The organism is Streptomyces paludis (assembly GCF_003344965.1).
Taxonomy (GTDB): domain Bacteria; phylum Actinomycetota; class Actinomycetes; order Streptomycetales; family Streptomycetaceae; genus Streptomyces; species Streptomyces paludis.
The window spans coordinates 546285-564309 of the sequence record NZ_CP031194.1; the positions used below are offsets into that span (position 1 = coordinate 546285).

The window sequence follows — 18025 nt, forward strand, 5'->3', positions numbered from 1 at the left end:
CTGCCGGCGGGATGGTCAGTCGGCGGACGTACCGGCGGGAGCGGCGGCGGAGACGGGGACGGGTTCGGCATCGGCCGGATCCGCCACCGTCGCCGTCTTTCCGCCGGCCGCGGCTTCCTCGCCCGCCGCCGCCTTCTCGGCCTTCTCGCGCTCCGCCTGCTCGCCCGCCTTCTTCGCGCGGTTCTTCACGACGAGCGTCGAGGCGATACCGATCACCACGGCGAGCAGCAGTCCCAGCCAGGAGAAGCGCTTCAGCCATGCCTCGGCCACCACACCCAGTGTGTAGATGACGGCCGTGGTGCCACCGGCCCAGACGATGCCGCCGAGCACATTGGCGATCAGGAACTTCCAGTACGGCATGCGCAGCACACCGGCGAGCGGCCCGGCGAAGATCCGCAGCAGCGCGACAAACCGGCCGAAGAAGACCGCCCACATGCCCCACTTCTCGAACGACCGCTCGGCCAGGGCCACTTGCGACTCGCCGAAGTGCTTGGGGAACTTGGCGCCCGCCCACGCGAGCAGCGGCCTGCCGCCCTTGCGGCCGATGGCGTAACCGATCGAGTCACCGATGATCGCACCGGCCGTGGCGCAGGCGCCGAGGATGTACGGATCGATGTGGCCCTGCTGGGAGGCGAGCAGCGCCGAGCTGACGAGGACGATCTCACCCGGCAGCGGGATACCGAGGCTCTCCAGCCCGATGACCACCCCCACCAGGAGATAGACACTGACCGCGGGGATGGTCGCGAGCCACTCCTCGACGTGCAACGCCGGTTCCTTCCGATCACGGGACTGCCCGGACGATGTCACTCACGGGCGCATGGTCCGGGCAGCCTACCCGCTTGATCGGCGCGATCAGGAATGCGGGCGCAGCGTCCAGACGACGGTCATCTCGCCCGTGACCGCGCCGTCCGTGCGGGTGAGGACGACGGCGACGGGGAATTCGGGCCGGGCGCCGCTGTCCAACTCCGCGACGACCTCGGCGGCGGGGCGGCCGAGCGTGGCGGTGGCCGTGACCGGGCCCATCGCCAGTTTCCTGTAGCCGATCTCCGCCCGGACAGCCAGCGGTACGGCCCGGCCGAGCTGGTCGCCGAAGGCGGCGAGCACGATCGCGCCGCTGGCGGACTCGGCGAGGGTGAACATCGCGCCGGCGTGCGGTCCGCCGACATGGTTGTGGAAGCCGGGCCGGTCGGGGAGGCGGAGCACGGCCCGTTCGGCGGTGGTCTCCAGGAACTCCAGGCCGAGGGTCTTGACCATGGGAACGGTGTCGGCGAGCTGCTCACCGAGGGTCTGCTGTTCAGTGCTCATGGGCCGCCAGGTTACCCGCGAGTAGGAGATATTCGCCATCCCCTGACAGGGCAGCGTCACAACCGCGGGCCGTCCCCTCTATCGTTACGGGCCATGTGGCCAGGACAGCAGCCGCCCGGGGGCGAGCAGAACCCGCAGGACCCGAACCAGAACCCGTACCAGCAGCCGGGGTACCCACCGCCGAATCCGTACCAGCAGCCCGGCTACCAGCAGCCGGGCTATCCGCCGCAGCCGGACTACCAGCAGCAGCCGGTCCCTCCCCAGCAGCCCGGGTACCCGCAGCAGCCGGGTTACCCGGGGCCCAATCCGTACCAGCAGCCGACCGTGCCGCAGTACGCCGTGCCGGGCCCGCCCGGCGGACCCATACCCGGCAAGGACGACGGAAAGAAGAAGACGGCCATCGTCGCCGTCGCCGCGGCCGCCGCGGTGGTGCTCGCCGCCGCGGGCACCGTGTACTTCGTGAACAAGGACGACGGTACGGACGACACGGCCGGCGGTGCCAAGTCCTCCGCGTCCGCCTCCGGTTCCGAGGAGCCGAGCGACTCGGCCTCCCTCGCGAACCCCCGGGACGGCTCGACCGCCGCCAAGCCGCAGATCGCGGGCTGGAAGGTGGTCACCAACCCCAAGCACGGCACCCAGTTCGACGTGCCGCCGGAGTGGGAGGTCAGCTCACCGGGCACCATCTCGGGCTACGAGGACGAGGCCAAGGGCGACGGTTCGCCCATCGTGTCCTTCTCCGCGCCCGCCTCCTACAAGTCCAAGTGGTGCTCCCAGGACACCGACAAGGACGGCAAGCTGGAGTACACCAGCCTCGCCGGTACGGGTACGAAGGGCGCCCGGGGCGCCAAGACCACCGCCGAGGCCGCGTCCAACGAGGCGGGCAACTGGGCCTGGGCCCCGTACGCGCAGCACGAGCCGAAGAGCGCCCTCAAGGAGAAGATCACGGTCACGCCCGCCACGGACTACACGACCACGTCCGGGCTCAAGGGCAGTCTCTCGGAGGCCACCGCGACCGGGATCACCAAGCGGAACAAGTGCGACTCGGACGGCAAGGCGTTCGCCTTCTCCTTCGCCAACGCCAACGGGGACTACTCGACCTGGATCCTGCACAGCGGCATGAACGTGCCCGACGAGCTGCCGGACGCGACGATCAAGAAGATCCTGAGCACCGTACGGCTGACGGGCGAGTCCCAGGGCACCTCCTGACCGGCCCCGGCTCCGGGCCCCGGCTCTGTCAGCCGATACCGAACGCGCCGTCGGGCGGCCGGGGCGACGGCACCGCTCCGCTGTCCCGTACGGGCGCGGCGTCCCCGGTGAACCGCCGGAGCGCGGCGCCGTGTTCGACCCGCGCCGGAAAGGCGTCGGCGGCGGTGCGCCGGGCCAGCGCCGCGGTGTCGAACGGGGTCTGCGAGGCGAGCAGCACGGCGTTGCCGAAGCGCCGGCCGCGCAGCACACCCGGCTCCGCGACAAGCGCCAGCTCCGCGAAGACCGCCGCGAAGGTGGCCAGTTGGGAGCGGAGGAAGGCGAAGGGCGCCCCGTCGGCGAGATTGGCCGCGTAGACCCCGCCGGGGCGCAGCACCCGCGCGGTCTGCCGGGCGTACTCGACGGTGGTGAGATGGGCCGGCACCCGCGAGCCGCCGAACACGTCCCCGATCAGCACATCCACGGACCGGTCCGGGGCCGCCTCCAGCCACCGCCGGGCGTCCGCCGTGTGCACGGCGATTCCGGTCTCCTCCGGTATCGGCAGCAGCTCCGCCACCAGCGCCCGCAGCGCCGCGTCCGCCTCCACCACGTCCTGCGCCGATCCCGGCCGGGTCGCGGCGGTGTAGCGGGGCAGGGTGCAGCCCCCGCCGCCGAGATGGAGCACGGTGAGCGGCTCGCCCGCCCCGGCGGCGAGATCGACGACATGCGCCAGCCGCCGTACGTACTCGAACTCCAGATGCGCCGGCTCGTCCAGATCGACGTACGACTGCGGCGCCCCGTCCACCGTCAGCAGCCACGCCCGCTCCCGGTCCACATCGGGCAGCAGCTTCGCGGTGCCGTGGTCCACGGCGCGGATGACGGGGATCGGCTCGTTCACCGCTCCATTGTGCGCCCCGGACAGCGGTGCGCCCGCCTCCCCGGGGGAAGGCGGGCGCACGCCCGGTCCGTGACGTTCAGAGCAGCTCCGTGACCGTGCCGGCGCCGACCGTACGGCCGCCCTCGCGGATCGCGAAGCCGAGTCCGGCCTCCAGCGGGATGTCACGTCCCAGCTCGACGGTGAGGTCCACCGTGTCGCCGGGGCGCGCGACCGCCACCTCGCCCAGGTCGACGTCACCGACGACATCGGCCGTACGGATATAGAACTGCGGCCGGTAGCCGCTGGTCAGCGGGGTGGTACGGCCGCCCTCGCGCGCCGAGAGCACATACACCCGCGCGGTGAAGCGCCGGCTGGGCACAACGCTGCCGGGCGCCGCCACCACATGGCCGCGGCGGACCGCGTCGCGCGGCATGCCACGCAGCAGCAGCGCGACGTTGTCACCGGCCTCGGCGGACTCCATCGGCTTGCCGAAGGTCTCCAGACCGGTCACCACCGTCTCCTGGTCGGCGCCCAGCACCATGACCCGGTCCCCGACCCGTACCGTGCCGCGCTCCACGGCGCCGGTGACGACCGTGCCGCGCCCGGTGATCGTCAGGACGTTCTCCACGGACAGCAGGAACGGCGCGTCCGTGTACCTGACGGGCATCGGCACATAGGTGTCGACGGCGTCGAGCAGCGCCTCCACGGACGCGGTCCAGCGCGGGTCGCCCTCCAGCGCCCGCAGGCCCGACACCCGTACGACGGGGGCCGCGTCGCCTCCGTACCCGTTGGCGGTGAGCAGCTCGCGCACCTCCAGCTCCACCAGATCCGTCAGCTCGTCGTCGCCCGCGTCGGCCTTGTTGATCGCCACGACGATGTGGTCGACGCCGACCTGACGGGCGAGCAGTACGTGCTCGGCCGTCTGCGGCATGATCCCGTCGAGCGCGGAGACGACCAGGATCGCCCCGTCGAGCTGGGCGGCGCCGGTCACCATGTTCTTGATGTAGTCGGCGTGTCCGGGCATGTCGACATGCGCGTAGTGCCGGGTGTCCGTCTCGTACTCGACGTGCGAGATGTTGATGGTGATCCCGCGCGCGGCCTCCTCCGGCGCCCGGTCGATCCGGTCGAAGGGCACGTAGGTGCCGGTCCCCCGGTCGCTGAGGACCTTGGTGATGGCGGCGGTCAGTGTGGTCTTGCCATGGTCCACATGTCCCATGGTGCCGATGTTGAGATGCGGCTTGGTGCGGACGTATGCCGTCTTGGGCATGATCGTTGTCCCTGTGCTCGAAGCGGTGAGCGGGACCCCTGAGCCTTGCCGACCCTCCCCCTGCGGGGTCCGCCGGACGATCCGGGAAGGGTCAGCTTCGGGCGCCGCCGAGGGGCGCCGATGCGGTTGCGTCCACCGCGGCAGCCTTCGGCGCGTCCGCGACTGCGGACGGCGCTGCGAGGAAGGCGTACCGGGACATGCCCCTGATCCTGACGCATCGTCGGCGGCGCGTCGAATGGTTTTCGCGTGGCCGTGGCGTCCCGGTTCATCCGCGTCGGCTAGTCTCCCGGGATGCTCGACACCGCCACCGGGCCCGCCCCCGGCACCGTCGCCGGGCCTCCCCCCGGCCGCGCCGTCCGCTGGTCCCGGGCGCTGCTCTCCCCCTGGTCACGGCTGGCCCTGCTGGTGGCCCTGCTGGCCTCCGCGCTCTCGGTCGTCCTGCTGTACGAGCCGCAGCGGCTCCTCGCCGACGGCTGGCCGCCCCGGGTCGCGGGCGGCGCGGCGGTGCTGCTGTTCGCCGTGGCGTACGGCCTGTGCGCGGTCGCGTTCGTCCCCCGCCCGCTGCTGAATCTCGCCGCGGGCGCGCTGTTCGGCTCGGGGTACGGTCTGGCCGCCGCCCTGGCCGGCACCGTGCTCGCCGCGGGTCTCTCCTTCGGCCTCGGCCGCCTCCTGGGCCAGGACGCGCTGCGGCCCCTGCTGCGGGGGCGCTGGCTGAAGGCTGCGGACGGCCAGCTGAGCGGCCACGGCTTCCGCTCGATGCTCGCGATCCGGCTCTTCCCCGGTGTCCCCTTCGCCGCGGCGAACTACGGCGCCGCCGTCTCCACGATGCGCTGGACGCCGTTCCTGACCGCGACGGCGCTCGGTTCGATCCCCAACACCGCGGCGTATGTCATCGCGGGCAGCCGCGCGTCCTCCCCGATGTCACCGCTGTTCCTGTGCGCGATGGGGTTCATCGTGGTGACGGGGGTGGGGGCGGCGGTCGTGGCGTGGCGCCGCGTCTCCGCCCGTTGACGCCTCCCCCTGTCCGGGCGGCGAGAGCGCCTCGATCAGCCGCTCCGCGGCGAGCGTCGCCGTCAGACGGCCCTCCCGGACCTCCCGTTCCAGCTCCGGGGCCAGCGCCCGTACCCCCGGGTCCTCCCGGAGCCGGTCCAGCAGATGGTCGCGGACCATGGTCCAGGTCCAGTCGACCTGCTGGTCGCTGCGTTTACGGGCGAGACGGCCGTCCGCCGCGAGGATCTCGCGGTGCTGTTCCAGCCGGGACCAGACCGTGTCGAGGCCGGTGGACTCGCGCGCGCTGCACGTGAGGACCGGTGGTGTCCAGGCCGCGTCGACGGGGTGCATCAGCCGCAGCGCGCCGGCGAGTTCACGGGCCGCGGCGCGGGCATCGCGTTCGAAGGGGCCGTCGGCCTTGTTGACGGCGATGACGTCGGCGAGTTCGAGGACGCCCTTCTTGATGCCCTGGAGCTGGTCGCCGGTGCGGGCGAGGGTGAGCAGGAGGAAGGTGTCGACCATGTTGGCGACGGTGGTCTCGGACTGGCCGACGCCGACGGTTTCGACGAGGACGACGTCGTATCCGGCGGCCTCCATCACGATGATGGTCTCGCGGGTGGCCTTGGCGACACCGCCGAGCGTACCGGCGGTGGGTGAGGGCCGGACGAACGCGGCGGGATCTACGGCGAGGCGCTCCATACGGGTCTTGTCGCCGAGGATCGAGCCGCCGGTACGGGTGGAGGAGGGGTCGACGGCGAGAACGGCGACGCGGTGGCCGAGGCCGGTGAGCAGGGTGCCGAGCGCGTCGATGAAGGTGGATTTGCCGACGCCGGGGACGCCGCTGATACCGATCCGGCGGGCGTTGCCGGAGTGCGGGAGGAGCTGGGTCAGCAGCCGCTGGGCGAGGCGGCGGTGGTCGGGGCGGGTGGACTCCACGAGGGTGATGGCGCGGGCGATGTACGCGCGGGAGCCGTCGAGGACGCCTTTGGCGTACGTGTCGACGTCGATCGGGGGCGGCACGCGGTCACCTCTCGTGGCCGAGCGCCGCCGAGAGCGCGTCGAGCAGGTCGAGGGCGGCGTCGGGGATGACCGTACCGGGCGGGAAGACGGCGGCGGCGCCCATCTCCAGGAGGGTGGGGACATCGGCGGGCGGGATCACCCCGCCGACGACGATCATGATGTCGTCCCGGCCCTCGGCGGCGAGCCGCTCGCGCAGCGCCGGTACGAGGGTGAGGTGGCCGGCGGCGAGGGAGGAGACGCCGACGATGTGCGCGTCGGCCTCGACGGCCTGCCGGGCGACCTCGTCGGGCGTCTGGAAGAGCGGGCCGACATCGACGTCGAAGCCGAGGTCCGCGAAGGCGGTGGCGATGACCTTCTGGCCGCGGTCGTGGCCGTCCTGGCCCATCTTGGCCACGAGGATGCGCGGCCGGCGGCCCTCGGCGCGTTCGAAGGCGTCGACGGCGGTACGGGCGCGTTCGACGGCCGGGGAGGCGCCTGCTTCGTGGCGGTACACACCGGAGATGGTACGGATCTGGCCGGAGTGGCGCCCGTACACGCGCTCCAGGGCGTCGGAGATCTCACCGACGGTGGCCTTGGCTCGGGCGGCGGCGACGGCGAGGCCGAGCAGATTGCCGTCGAGGCCGCCGGGCCCCGGGCGGGCGCCGTCGCCCGCGGCGGCGGTGAGCGCGCGCAGGGCGTCCTGGGTGACGTTCTCGTCGCGTTCGGCGCGCAGCCGGCGGAGTTTCTCGATCTGCTGGGTGCGGACGGAGGAGTTGTCGACCTTGAGCACGTCGATCTTCTCGTCGGTCTCGACGCGGTACTTGTTGACGCCGATGACGGGCTGGCGGCCGGAGTCGATCCGCGCCTGGGTGCGGGCGGCGGCCTCCTCGACGCGGAGTTTGGGGATACCGGCGTCGATGGCCTGGGCCATGCCGCCGGCCGCCTCGACCTCCTCGATGTGCTGCCAGGCGCGCCGGGCGAGGTCGTAGGTGAGCCGCTCGACGTAGGCGCTGCCGCCCCAGGGGTCGGTGACCCGGCAGGTGCCGGACTCCTGCTGGAGGAGGAGCTGGGTGTTGCGGGCGATCCGGGCGGAGAAGTCGGTGGGGAGGGCGAGGGCCTCGTCGAGGGCGTTGGTGTGCAGGGACTGGGTGTGGCCCTGGGTGGCGGCCATGGCCTCGACGCAGGTGCGGGTGACGTTGTTGAAGACGTCCTGCGCGGTGAGGGACCAGCCGGAGGTCTGTGAATGGGTGCGCAGGGAGAGGGACTTGGCGTTCTGCGGGTCGAACTTCTTGACGAGCTTGGCCCAGAGCAGCCGGGCGGCGCGGAGTTTGGCGATCTCCATGAAGAAGTTCATGCCGATGGCCCAGAAGAAGGAGAGCCGGGGGGCGAAGGCGTCGACGTCGAGTCCGGCGCCGAGTCCGGCCCGCAGATACTCGACTCCGTCTGCGAGGGTGTAGGCGAGTTCCAGATCGGCCGTCGCGCCGGCTTCCTGGATGTGGTAGCCGGAGATGGAGATGGAGTTGTAGCGGGGCATCTTCCGCGAGGTGTAGGCGAAGATGTCGGAGATGATCCGCATCGAGGGTTTCGGCGGATAGATGTAGGTGTTGCGGACCATGAACTCCTTGAGGATGTCGTTCTGGATGGTCCCGGCCAGCTTCTCGGGCGGTACGCCCTGTTCCTCGGCGGCCACGATGTAGAGGGCGAGGACGGGGAGCACGGCGCCGTTCATCGTCATCGACACGCTCATCCGGTCGAGCGGGATGCCGTCGAAGAGCTGGCGCATGTCGTAGATCGAGTCGATGGCCACGCCCGCCATGCCGACGTCGCCGGTCACCCGGGGGTGGTCGCTGTCGTACCCCCGGTGGGTGGGCAGGTCGAAGGCGACGGAGAGGCCCTTCTGCCCGGCGGCGAGATTGCGCCGGTAGAAGGCATTGGACTCCTCGGCGGTGGAGAAGCCCGCGTACTGCCGGATCGTCCAGGGCTGGTTGACGTACATCGTCGGGTAGGGGCCGCGCAGATACGGGGCGATCCCGGGGTACGTGCCGAGGAAGTCGAGGCCCGCCAGGTCGCGTTCGGTGTAGAGGGGTTTGACGGCGATGCCCTCGGGGGTGTCCCAGTACAGCTCGTGGTCGGCCGCGCCGGTGTGTTCCTTGACGGCGGTCCGCCACTGGTCTTCGGTGGCCGCGGCGCCCGCGCCGGAGCCCAGCCCGATCTCGGAGAAGTCCGGAATCCGCATCACGCCACTCCCATCCGGTCGAGGACGGAGGTGAGGACGGCGACCGCGTCGCCGCCCGCGACGACGAACTCGTCGACTCCGGCCTGAAGATATGTCTCGCGCAGGTCGCCGGGGCGTCCGGCGAGGAACACCCGTTGCGCGCCCGCGGACTTGAGCGCCTCGGCGACGGGCGCGGCGCCCTCGGCGTACAGCGCGTCGCTGGAGCAGAGGCAGGCGACGGCGGCGCCGCTGCGGGTGAAGGCGTCGGCGGCGGTGGCCGCGTCGACGGACACCGGGTCGTGTACGGGTTCGATACCGCCGGCCTGGAAGAGTCCGGCGGCGAAGGCGGCGCGGGCCGTGTGGGCGGCGGCGGGCCCGAGGGCGGCGAGAAAGACCCGGGGGCGGGCGCCGGTCGCGGCGAGGTGCGCGTCGGAGCGGGCGCGCAGCGCCTCGTACGCGTCGTCGCGGTGGACGGAGGGCAGCCCGCCGGCGGGGGCGGGCGGCGCTGTCTCGCGTACGACGGGGACCTGGCCGAGCTGGGGGAACTCGCTGACGCCGGTGATGGGTTCGCGCCGGGTGGCCAGCTTCGCGGAGCGCTCCCGCCAGGTGGCGGCAAGCCGTTCGCCGATGAGGCCGGAGCGCAGGGCGGCGCGCTGGCCGCCGGCGCGTTCGATCTCCTGGAACCAGTCCCAGGCGGCGTGGGCGAGCGCGTCGGTGAGCGACTCGACGTACCAGGAGCCGCCCGCCGGGTCGATGACCCGGCCGAGGTGGGACTCCTCCAGCAGGATGGTGGAGGTGTTCCGGGCGATCCGGCGGGCGAAGGCGTCGGAGAGTCCGAGGGGGTGGTCGAAGGGCAGGACGGTGACGGAGTCGGCGCCGCCCAGACCGGCGGCCAGGGAGGCGACCGTGGTGCGGAGCATGTTCACCCAGGGGTCGCGGCGGGTCATCATCACCGATGAGGTGACGGCGTGCTGGCGCTGCGCGGCGGCGGGCGCGGGGGCGCCGCACACCTCGGCGACGCGGGCCCAGAGCCGGCGCGCGGCCCGGAGCTTGGCGATGGTGAGGAACTGGTCGGCGGTGGCCGCGTAACGGAATTCGAGCTGGCCGCAGGCTTCTTCGACGGAGAGCCCGGCGGCGGTCAGATCGCGCAGCCAGCCGACGCCGGTGGCGAGCGAGCAGCCCAGCTCCTGGGCGTCGGAGGCGCCGGCCTCGTGGTACGGCAGGGCGTCCACGGCGACGGCGCGCAGCCCGGGGTACTCCCGGGCGCAGAGCGCGGCCAGCTCGGCGGCGGTCCCGGTGGCGCCGGCCTCCTCCCGTCCCGTACGGGCGAGGACGCCGACCGGGTCGGCGCCGAGGGTGCCGCGCACCGCGTCGCGGGCCACCCCGCGCTCGTCGTGGAGCCGGAGCAGCGCGCGGGCGGCGGGGCCGAACTCCTCGCCGGCGTCGAGGGCGAGGGGCGCGAGGTCGAGATACACGCCGTCGAGGACGGCGGGCAGCGCCTCGACCGGCACCCCGGATCCGCCCAGGGCCAGCCAGAGGGAGGTGACCCCGTTCTCCAGGTCGGCGAGGACGGCCTCGTTGACGCGCGCGGGGTCGGTGCCGGTGTGCCGCTGCCGTACGTCCCAGCCGGAGACCGCGCCGCCCTCGGCCCTGCCTCCCCGGGTGTACGGCGCGAAGCCGGGGTATCCGGCGCCGGGGGCGCTCGCGGGCGCGTCGTCGGCGGTGTAGAGGGGACGGGTGACCAGCCCGTCCTGGAGCGCGGTGGCGAGCGCGTCCTCGGCGGCCGGCCCGGTGAGATCCCGGCCCGACTTGCGCAGGACACCCGCCACCAGGCCCTGCCACTGCTCTCGGGTGGGGTCGGGGAACTCCGCTGCCAGGGATAGCCCGTCTTCAGGCAGGACCGTCATGGGCCAGATCGTAGGGCAGCGCGCCGGAGCCGCAGCAGAGCGCCTCACTGTGATCTATCCCTCCCCTCCGAACGGCAGGTCAGGTGATTTCACGGACCGTCAGATGCAAGACGCGGCACGGGTCGGCGGAGTCGGCGCTCCGTGGCGTTCAGGTACATGCCACTGTCCCGTAACCCTTGAGCGTTAAGCTGGCGGAGACCGGAACGTAAGCCTCATTTCGCCACTGCGCCGCGCTTCGACCGGTCAGTGCATATACCTTTCTTGGATGGCGTAGTACCTCATGTCTTGGTTCGAATCATTCGTCCTCGGGCTTGTCCAGGGACTGACCGAGTTCCTGCCCATCTCGTCCAGCGCGCATCTGCGGCTGACCGCGGCGTTCGCCGGCTGGCAGGATCCGGGGGCGGCGTTCACCGCGATCTCCCAGATCGGCACGGAGGCGGCCGTCCTGATCTATTTCAGGAAGGACATCGCGCGGATCCTCTCCGCCTGGTTCCGTTCCCTGACGGACAAGGAGATGCGCCGGGACCAGGACGCGCGGATGGGGTGGCTGGTCATCGTCGGGTCGATCCCGATCGGGGTCCTCGGTGTCACCCTCAAGGACCAGATCAACGGCCCGTTCCGGGATCTGCGGCTGATCGCGGTCACGCTGATCGTGATGGGGCTCGTCCTCGGCTTCGCGGACCGGCTGGCGGCGCGCGACGAGACGGGCGCGCGGCACCGGGTCGCCAAGGAGCGCAAGTCGCTGAAGGAGCTGAGCGTCCGGGACGGTCTGATCTTCGGCTTCTGCCAGGCCATGGCGCTGGTCCCGGGCGTGTCCCGCTCCGGCGCGACGATCAGCGGCGGTCTGCTGATGGGCTACACGCGTGAGGCGGCGGCGCGCTACTCGTTCCTGCTGGCGATTCCGGCGGTGCTGGCCTCGGGCGCGTACGAACTGAAGGACGTGGGCGAAGGGCATGTGGAGTGGGGGCCGACGATCTTCGCGACGGTGATCGCGTTCGCGGTGGGATACGCGGTCATCGCGTGGTTCATGAAATACATCACCACCAAGAGCTTCATGCCGTTCGTGATCTACCGCGTGCTGCTGGGCATCGCCCTGTTCGTGCTGGTCGGGACGGACACGCTGAGCCCGCACGCGGGCGAGTCGGCGGGCTGACGCCCGGCCGATTCCCGGGGTTGCGCGCTCCCGGCGTGTTCTGTGTCACGCGGGGAGCGCGGAGTGTGACCAAGAACGCGCCCCGAACGGCCACCGGCGCACGCCCCCGGCTCTAGGGTTGTCGTATGTCCTCTTCTTCCGCACCCGCTTCCCGGGCCTCCGGCGCCGCCGCGGCCAACGAGCGCATTCGCGCGCTTGTCGACGCGGCCGACGGAACATGGCCCGCGGAGGCGTACGAGGTACTCCTCCTGGAGTGGGCCGAGGCCCTGCACGCCGAGGTCGACGCGGCGGCGTAGCGCGCTCCTGCCGCCGCCGTCCCCCCGTCCCTCGCGCTCCCACTGCACCACCCCGCACCGCACACCCGCATCACCACCGCACCGCCCGCCGCACCCGTGAGGGAGCGCCGGGCGGTGTCCGCTGCCCCATGGGGCAGCGCGGAGTGCCCGGTTCCCGCGGGGCGGCGGGCTGGACGGTCCGCGGACCGTGGCGCCAGGGTGGGACGGTGGACAGGTCCGCCGTCCCGCGGCGCGGCCACGGCACCGGCCGGAGGAGACGGAGATGCCCGGACACGAACGGCGGCACGGCTCGGGAAGCGGCCCGGAACACAACCATGAGCACGAGCACGACGAGTCCGTACGGCCCCGGGGCGACACGGACGCCCACGACGGCGGCGGAACGGCGCGGCTGTTCCGGGCGGCGGTCGCCGGACGGTCCGATGTCGTCGGTACGGCGGGGATGACGAGCCTGCAACGCGCGGTGGGCAACAGAGCGGCCGGGGCGGTGCTCAGCAGGAACGCTACGGCAGCGGGGTCCGGGGCGGCGCACGCGCCCGAGGAGACGGCGGACGAGACGGCGGAGGAGCGTTCGCCCGTCCATGACGTGATCTCCACCGGCGGCTCGCCGCTGGACACCGACACCCGTACGGACATGGAGAGCCGGATGGGCGCCGACTTCTCCGACGTACGGGTACACACGGACTCGGCGGCGCACGAGTCGGCGAAGGCGGTCGGGGCGCACGCGTACACCGTCGGCCACCATGTCGTCTTCCAGCGCGACAGCTACGACCCGTCCTCGTCCGCCGGGCGCACCACGCTGGCGCACGAGCTGACGCATGTGGTGCAGCAGCGCAACGGCCCGGTCGAGGGCGCGGCGGCGCCGGGCGGTATCCGGGTGAGCGATCCGTCCGACCGCTTCGAGCGGGAGGCCACGGCGAACGCCGAGCGGGTCATGTCGTCCGCCCCCGACCCGGCGCCGGTGGCCGGCCCCGCGCCGGCGGCGCCCGCTCCGTCCGTACAGTCCCTGGCGGCCGGGCCGTCGGTGCCGTCCGTGCAGCGGGAGGCGGCGGAGGACGAGGACGAGGAACCGGCGGATGTGCAGGGCTCGTTCGTGCAGCGGGAGGCGGAGGGGGCCGAGGAGGAGGAAGAGGAGCCACCGGCCTGACGGGCGTCTTCACCGCGCGGCGGAGGGGTACGGCGACGGGCGCGCGGCCCGTACCGTACCCCTCCGCCGTTCTCCTGTGGGCGGGCGGTGCTTCCTAGTCGGCCGCCTCGATGGTGGGCCGCAGTGTGCCGCCCACCAGCAGCGACTGCGAGCAGCTCGCCGGCGTCGGGGCCTTCACCGGCCTGCCGACCTGCCGGCAGTCGACCGTCATCGTGACCTCCTCGCCGGACGCCACGAGGATCGGGGTGACGAAGTGGTAGTCGGAGTCGCGGAAGTTCTCCAGCGCGAGCCGGAGGATGGGCGCGTCGCCGCTGAGGACGGTGAGCGTACCCGCGTCGCCCTGCGGGTTCTGGACGACGATGTCGGTGAGCGCGAAGACACTGCCGCCCGGCACCTTGTAGGCCGAGCCGGTGCTCGGCGCGCCGCCGACGGCGTCCTTGACCTCGACGCGGGCGCTGGTGGGGGTGCCGGGGGCGTTCGCGGCCCCCGCGCCCGCGCCGCCGCCGCCCGTACCCGTACCTGAGCCTGTGCTGGGAGACGGGGACGGACCGGCGGCCCCGCCCTCGTTCCCGGCGCCGCCACCGTCGGGATCGCCGGTCCCGTCCACGCCGTTGCCCGAACCACCGCTCGCGGACGGGGACTTCGCCACGGCCGACGCGACGACCTCCGGGGTGATCGCCTCCCTGGCCGCCGACTTCACGGCCGGCCGCAGCAGCGCGTACCAGAGCCCGACCAGCGCGATCAGCACGGCCGCCGCGAGGATGAGGGCGCGCGGCAGCCAGCGCGGCAGGATCGCCTGCTGCTCGTACGAACCGTCCAGCGTCAGCGGCTCGGGCGCCTCCCGGCCCTCCGCCACCACCGGTGTCACGAACGCCTGGAACGTGTGGGTGACCGGGGTCCCGCGCCAGATCCGGCCGGCCGGGCGCACCGACAGCTTCGCGAAGTCGGCGCGCCCGGAGGGGATCAGCAGCTCGGCGGTGGCGAGTTCGACCGTGGCGCGCTCGGTGCCGGTCGTGCCGGTCAGCCGTACGGTCACGGGCGCGTTGCCGCGGTTGTCGACGGCGAGCTGGTGGCGGCCCCGGTACGCGCCGCTCGAACCGCGCGGCACCAGCTCCGAGGTGACCTCGGTGAACGGCGCGACGCTCACCGTGCCCTCGGGCACCACCGCCGCGCCCGGGTCGCTCGTCGGGGTCACCCGTACCCCGAAGGGCGTCTCCCCCGCCGGCACCGACGGGTCGCGCGGCAAGCTCAGCCGGAGAGAGACCGTACCGGTGGCGCCCGGATAGAGCGAGAGAGCGGGGGGTTCCACCGTCGCCCAGGCCGCACACGCTCCGATCACCTCGAAGCGGTACTCCTCGACCGTGCTGCCGGAATTGAGGATCTGTAGGGGGACATCCGTCCGACCGCCCGGCTCTGCGGTGACGGACGCTGCGTCGAGGCTGGCCGTAACACTCATACGGGCACGGTAGATCCACGAATTCCCGCGAACAGCGGTCGGACAGGAACACTTTCGGGCAGAAACGCTGCCCGGCGGTCGGGACCGGATTTCATATCCTCTTGGGATGGGAAAGGAGTAACTGCCGATGCGTAAGGCGACTACGGCCGCACCCGCGGTTGACCGCCGCCTGGTCCCATACGGCCCGAGATGACGCATCGGCTCGCATGTGCGGAGGGGGAATTTCATGACAGAACGCACGATCGTCGGTTTGCGGGCGCAGGATCCGATCTCCCAGGCGGGAGTGGCCAGCCAATTGCGGACCAGACCGGAGGTGACACTGACCGGCTTCGATGACGAGGAACCCGCGCCCCAGGTGATTGTCGTCGTGGTGGATGTGATCGACGAGGAAGCCCTGCGCATGCTGCGCGCCATTCAGCGCGGCGGCACCGCGCGCGGAGTGCTGGTGGCCACCGAGATCGACGAACAGAAGCTGGTCAGCGCGGCGGAGTGCGGGGTGGCCGGGGTGATCCGGCGCGCGGAGGCGACGCCGGATCATCTGGTCCGGGTGATCGTGTCCGTGGCAAAGGGCGAAGGGCATGTGCCCGCCGATCTTCTCGGCCGGCTGCTGGAGCAGGTGGGGCGGTTGCAGGGCCAGGTACTCGGACCGCGCGGCCTGCACTTCACCGGCCTTTCTTCGCGGGAGATGGATGTACTGCGGCTGATCGCCGAGGGGTACGACACCGCGGAGATCGCGACGAAGCTCGCGTACTCCGAACGCACGATAAAGAACGTCCTGCACGCGGTCATGACCAGGCTGCAATTACGTAATCGATCTCATGCGGTCGCCTACGCGTTGCGCCAGGGGCTGATCTGAGGGCTGTCCCTGGATTCATCCGTAATGATCAGTGGAGATCCGATGGAGAGCGGCCGAATCCGCATCAATCGGCCTCCCGGTACGGGTGCACGAAAGGGCAGTATCCGATTCCCGCGGAACTGGCTCGCGCTCCCCTGACCGGGGAGCGCGAGGCGTGGAGGGTAGGAGCCCGCGGATCCGCCACCGGTGGCCGGTGCCCGGACGCGGGTGGGGGAGGGTTCCGTGCGGCGATCCCGGAAGAGGGCGGGCGCGACTGCCTTGCGTGTGCTGCCCTTCGCACTGCTGCTGCTGGTCGCGGGGAGTGTGACCGGCTCGGCGGCCGAGCCGCCCGATCCCGCGAACCCGGTCACACCGGCGGTGGTGGCGGAGCGGCTCGACCCGGGCGGATCGCTCGCGGTGGAGAAGCGGGTGCTGACACCGGAGATCCCGCCGAAGCCGGACATCGTGCTACTGGTGGACGGCACAGGCAGTATGGGGGACGCGATCGGGCGGATTCAGGACGATCTCTCCGACATCACCGAGAAGGTACGGGCGGCGCAGCCCGACTCCCGCTTCGCCGTCACCGCCTTCGGCGACCAACAGGTGGACGGCGACCGGGTGTTCACCCTGCATCAGGGGCTGACGTACGACCTCGACGCGGTGAAGCGCGGTGTCGACGACCTCACCTTCGACCGCGGCGCCAACAGCATGGGCCCGGCGGAGGACTGGATCAACGGTCTGTGGCAGATCGCGCACGGCAGTGGTGGCGGGACCGTGTTCCGCGAGGACGCGAGCCCCATCATCGTCCTGATCGGTGACGCCTCCAGTCACAACCCGAGCATGGGGCACTACCTCGACGACACGATCCCCGCGCTCCAGAACGCCGGCATCCGGGTGGTGGGCGTCGACATCGACACCCCGATCGGTGACGGTCTCAACGGCACGGGCTTCGCCAACAACCCGAATTTCCCGAACCAGCGGGACATCCCGCCGATCGACCCCGGCCAGGCCGACCGTGTCATCCGGGAGACCAACGGCAAGATGATCGAGGGTGTGGACTCGGACGCGGTCGTGGAGGCGATCGTGGAGGGCCTCAGCAATCTCCCCACCGCCGTCGGCCATCAACTGGACGCCTGCGACTCCGCGTTGACGGTGACCCTCACTCCGCCCGTACGGACCGTGACCAGTGGGGGCGTCGCCGACTTCGCCGAGACGGTCGAGGTCGCCGCGGACGCCCCGCAGGGGACACGGCTCACCTGCACGGTCCAGTTCGTGGTGGGCGCGGGCGGCGCGCCGGGCACGGAGAGTGTGGGCGCGAACGCCGTGGCCGACCCGGAGCTGATCCAGACGATCACCATCGATGTGAACGACGTCGGGGCGCCCGTCGTCACCGTCGACAACCGTACGGTCAGGACGACCAATCCCGGCGGTGTCCGCGTCGAGTTCACCGCCACCGCCGAGGACGCCGTGGACGGCCCGCTGCCGGTCGTGTGCGTCCCCGCGTCCGGCTCGCTCTTCCCGGTCGGCCGTACGGGGGTGACCTGCTCGGCCACCGACGCGGCCGGCAACACCGGCACGGCGGAGGCGACCGTCGAGGTGCTCCAGGACCCGCTCCCGCCGCCCCCGCCCACCACACCGCCCCCGACCCCGGCGCCGCCCACGCCCGTACCGCCGGCGCCGCCCGCGCCAACTCCCGTACCGCCGACGGCCGATGTGTCCGTACGGGTCGGGATCACACCCGCCACCACCTACGCGGGCCGCGTGGCCACCGCCCGCTTCACACTCGCCAACGCGGGTCCGGAGACGGCCACCGGGGTCGTCCTGACCACCGCCTGGCCGAAGACACCGAACGCGGCGGACCGTACGCTCGCGCGGCTGACACGCTGCACCACCGCCGCGCCCTGCATCATCCCGGCGGGCGGCCGGATCGAGGTCACCCAGCGGGCCAGATACCGGACGGCCGTCAACGCCGAGGTCCACGGGACGGCCATCGCGACACTGCCCGACCGCAGACCGGAGAACAACACCGCGCGGGCCCGCCTCCGGGTCCTCCAGCCGAGGCTGACGGTCGTGCCGGCCGTCGTCGAGCCGGGGCAGGTGGTGGTGGCGCGGGGCACGGACTTCCCGCCGGGCGTACGCGTGGGGCTGTCCTGGAGCGCGGGGATCACCGCGGCGGCCGGCCAACCGGTGGTGACGGGCCGGGACGGGACGTTCGAGGCGCAGGTGCTGGTGCTGCGCAAGGACGTGCTGGGCCCGCGGCGGCTCCGTACGGGCGTCAGCGACCTGGACCGGCTGGAGCGACCGGTGCTGGTGGTCCCGCGCACACTCCAGCCGCCGGACTTCGCGGGCCGCGGATGACCGTAGGGGCGGATAACCGCGTACGTACGATCTGAAGGGAC

The 18025-nt window shown here is 72.2% G+C and carries 15 protein-coding genes; 7 read left to right on the top strand and 8 right to left on the bottom strand.

The features are described 5' to 3' along the window. Positions 1 to 15 precede the first annotated feature (15 nt). Both DVK44_RS02315 and DVK44_RS02320 read right to left on the bottom strand, forming a co-directional pair. Positions 16 to 765, bottom strand: a complete 750-nt coding sequence (locus DVK44_RS02315; protein ID WP_114658082.1) for a DedA family protein — start codon at positions 763 to 765, stop codon at positions 16 to 18. An 87-nt stretch (positions 766 to 852) separates the two neighbouring features. Beyond that, on the bottom strand, positions 853 to 1305 hold the full coding sequence (locus tag DVK44_RS02320; protein ID WP_114658083.1) for a DUF4442 domain-containing protein: 453 nt from the start codon (positions 1303 to 1305) through the stop codon (positions 853 to 855). Positions 1306 to 1398: 93 nt separating this feature from the next. Here DVK44_RS02320 and DVK44_RS02325 point away from each other — a divergent pair, with 93 nt between their 5' ends. After that, on the top strand, positions 1399 to 2511 hold the full coding sequence (locus DVK44_RS02325; protein ID WP_114658084.1) for a hypothetical protein: 1113 nt from the start codon (positions 1399 to 1401) through the stop codon (positions 2509 to 2511). 28 nt (positions 2512 to 2539) lie between these two features. Here the strand turns inward: DVK44_RS02325 and DVK44_RS02330 are convergent, their stop codons facing one another. Then, positions 2540 to 3385, bottom strand: a complete 846-nt coding sequence (locus DVK44_RS02330; RefSeq protein WP_114658085.1) for a spermidine synthase — start codon at positions 3383 to 3385, stop codon at positions 2540 to 2542. Between the two features lie 76 nt (positions 3386 to 3461). Beyond that, positions 3462 to 4631 (bottom strand): elongation factor Tu, encoded by a 1170-nt coding sequence (gene tuf / locus DVK44_RS02335; protein WP_114658086.1) that lies wholly within the window; start codon positions 4629 to 4631, stop codon positions 3462 to 3464. 291 nt (positions 4632 to 4922) lie between these two features. Here tuf and DVK44_RS02340 point away from each other — a divergent pair, with 291 nt between their 5' ends. Beyond that, positions 4923 to 5642 (top strand): TVP38/TMEM64 family protein, encoded by a 720-nt coding sequence (locus DVK44_RS02340; protein WP_114658087.1) that lies wholly within the window; start codon positions 4923 to 4925, stop codon positions 5640 to 5642. Here the strand turns inward: DVK44_RS02340 and meaB are convergent. Genes meaB through DVK44_RS02355 form a run of 3 tightly spaced genes read right to left on the bottom strand, consistent with a single transcriptional unit; the run spans position 5553 to position 10742 of the window. Continuing rightward, positions 5553 to 6641: a methylmalonyl Co-A mutase-associated GTPase MeaB gene (meaB, locus tag DVK44_RS02345; RefSeq protein ID WP_114658088.1), complete on the bottom strand. Its 1089-nt coding sequence runs from the start codon at positions 6639 to 6641 to the stop codon at positions 5553 to 5555. The genes DVK44_RS02340 and meaB overlap by 90 nt on opposite strands. A gap of 4 nt (positions 6642 to 6645) precedes the next feature. Further along, the gene (gene scpA / locus DVK44_RS02350) at positions 6646 to 8856 is read right to left on the bottom strand and encodes a methylmalonyl-CoA mutase (protein ID WP_114658089.1); all 2211 of its coding nucleotides are present in this window, start codon (positions 8854 to 8856) and stop codon (positions 6646 to 6648) included. Continuing rightward, positions 8856 to 10742 carry a methylmalonyl-CoA mutase family protein gene (locus DVK44_RS02355; protein WP_114658090.1) on the bottom strand — a complete coding sequence of 629 codons (1887 nt, stop codon included), beginning with the start codon at positions 10740 to 10742 and terminating at the stop codon, positions 8856 to 8858. The genes scpA and DVK44_RS02355 overlap by 1 nt, the downstream gene beginning before the upstream one ends. 280 nt (positions 10743 to 11022) lie before the next feature. Here DVK44_RS02355 and DVK44_RS02360 point away from each other — a divergent pair, with 280 nt between their 5' ends. The 3 genes from DVK44_RS02360 to DVK44_RS02365 all read left to right on the top strand — a co-directional run bounded on the left by DVK44_RS02360 (position 11023) and on the right by DVK44_RS02365 (position 13335). Then, positions 11023 to 11895, top strand: a complete 873-nt coding sequence (locus DVK44_RS02360) for an undecaprenyl-diphosphate phosphatase (RefSeq protein WP_114658091.1) — start codon at positions 11023 to 11025, stop codon at positions 11893 to 11895. 125 nt (positions 11896 to 12020) lie between these two features. After that, entirely contained in the window at positions 12021 to 12191 is a 171-nt protein-coding gene (locus tag DVK44_RS36645) for a hypothetical protein (RefSeq protein WP_181957384.1), read from the top strand. A gap of 262 nt (positions 12192 to 12453) precedes the next feature. Continuing rightward, positions 12454 to 13335 (top strand): eCIS core domain-containing protein, encoded by an 882-nt coding sequence (locus tag DVK44_RS02365; RefSeq protein ID WP_114658092.1) that lies wholly within the window; start codon positions 12454 to 12456, stop codon positions 13333 to 13335. 94 nt (positions 13336 to 13429) lie between these two features. Here DVK44_RS02365 and DVK44_RS02370 read toward each other — a convergent pair whose 3' ends face one another. Beyond that, positions 13430 to 14791, bottom strand: a complete 1362-nt coding sequence (locus tag DVK44_RS02370) for a COG1470 family protein (RefSeq protein ID WP_114658093.1) — start codon at positions 14789 to 14791, stop codon at positions 13430 to 13432. A 226-nt stretch (positions 14792 to 15017) separates the two neighbouring features. On the opposite strand from DVK44_RS02370, the gene DVK44_RS02375 reads away from it, so the two are divergent. Continuing rightward, on the top strand, positions 15018 to 15647 hold the full coding sequence (locus DVK44_RS02375) for a helix-turn-helix transcriptional regulator (protein ID WP_114658094.1): 630 nt from the start codon (positions 15018 to 15020) through the stop codon (positions 15645 to 15647). 264 nt (positions 15648 to 15911) lie between these two features. Beyond that, positions 15912 to 17984: a VWA domain-containing protein gene (locus DVK44_RS02380; RefSeq protein WP_228446957.1), complete on the top strand. Its 2073-nt coding sequence runs from the start codon at positions 15912 to 15914 to the stop codon at positions 17982 to 17984. Positions 17985 to 18025 lie beyond the last annotated feature (41 nt).

What these genes read in the sequence shown, in the direction of transcription:
- DVK44_RS02320 (WP_114658083.1), bottom strand. Translation starts at nt 1,305, where the DNA reads ATGAGCACTGAACAGCAGACCCTCGGTGAGCAGCTCGCCGACACCGTT.
- DVK44_RS02325 (WP_114658084.1), top strand. Translation starts at nt 1,399, where the DNA reads ATGTGGCCAGGACAGCAGCCGCCCGGGGGCGAGCAGAACCCGCAGGAC.
- tuf (WP_114658086.1), bottom strand. Translation starts at nt 4,631, where the DNA reads ATGCCCAAGACGGCATACGTCCGCACCAAGCCGCATCTCAACATCGGC.
- DVK44_RS02340 (WP_114658087.1), top strand. Translation starts at nt 4,923, where the DNA reads ATGCTCGACACCGCCACCGGGCCCGCCCCCGGCACCGTCGCCGGGCCT.
- scpA (WP_114658089.1), bottom strand. Translation starts at nt 8,856, where the DNA reads ATGCGGATTCCGGACTTCTCCGAGATCGGGCTGGGCTCCGGCGCGGGC.
- DVK44_RS02355 (WP_114658090.1), bottom strand. Translation starts at nt 10,742, where the DNA reads ATGACGGTCCTGCCTGAAGACGGGCTATCCCTGGCAGCGGAGTTCCCC.
- DVK44_RS02360 (WP_114658091.1), top strand. Translation starts at nt 11,023, where the DNA reads ATGTCTTGGTTCGAATCATTCGTCCTCGGGCTTGTCCAGGGACTGACC.
- DVK44_RS36645 (WP_181957384.1), top strand. Translation starts at nt 12,021, where the DNA reads ATGTCCTCTTCTTCCGCACCCGCTTCCCGGGCCTCCGGCGCCGCCGCG.
- DVK44_RS02365 (WP_114658092.1), top strand. Translation starts at nt 12,454, where the DNA reads ATGCCCGGACACGAACGGCGGCACGGCTCGGGAAGCGGCCCGGAACAC.
- DVK44_RS02370 (WP_114658093.1), bottom strand. Translation starts at nt 14,791, where the DNA reads ATGAGTGTTACGGCCAGCCTCGACGCAGCGTCCGTCACCGCAGAGCCG.
- DVK44_RS02375 (WP_114658094.1), top strand. Translation starts at nt 15,018, where the DNA reads ATGACAGAACGCACGATCGTCGGTTTGCGGGCGCAGGATCCGATCTCC.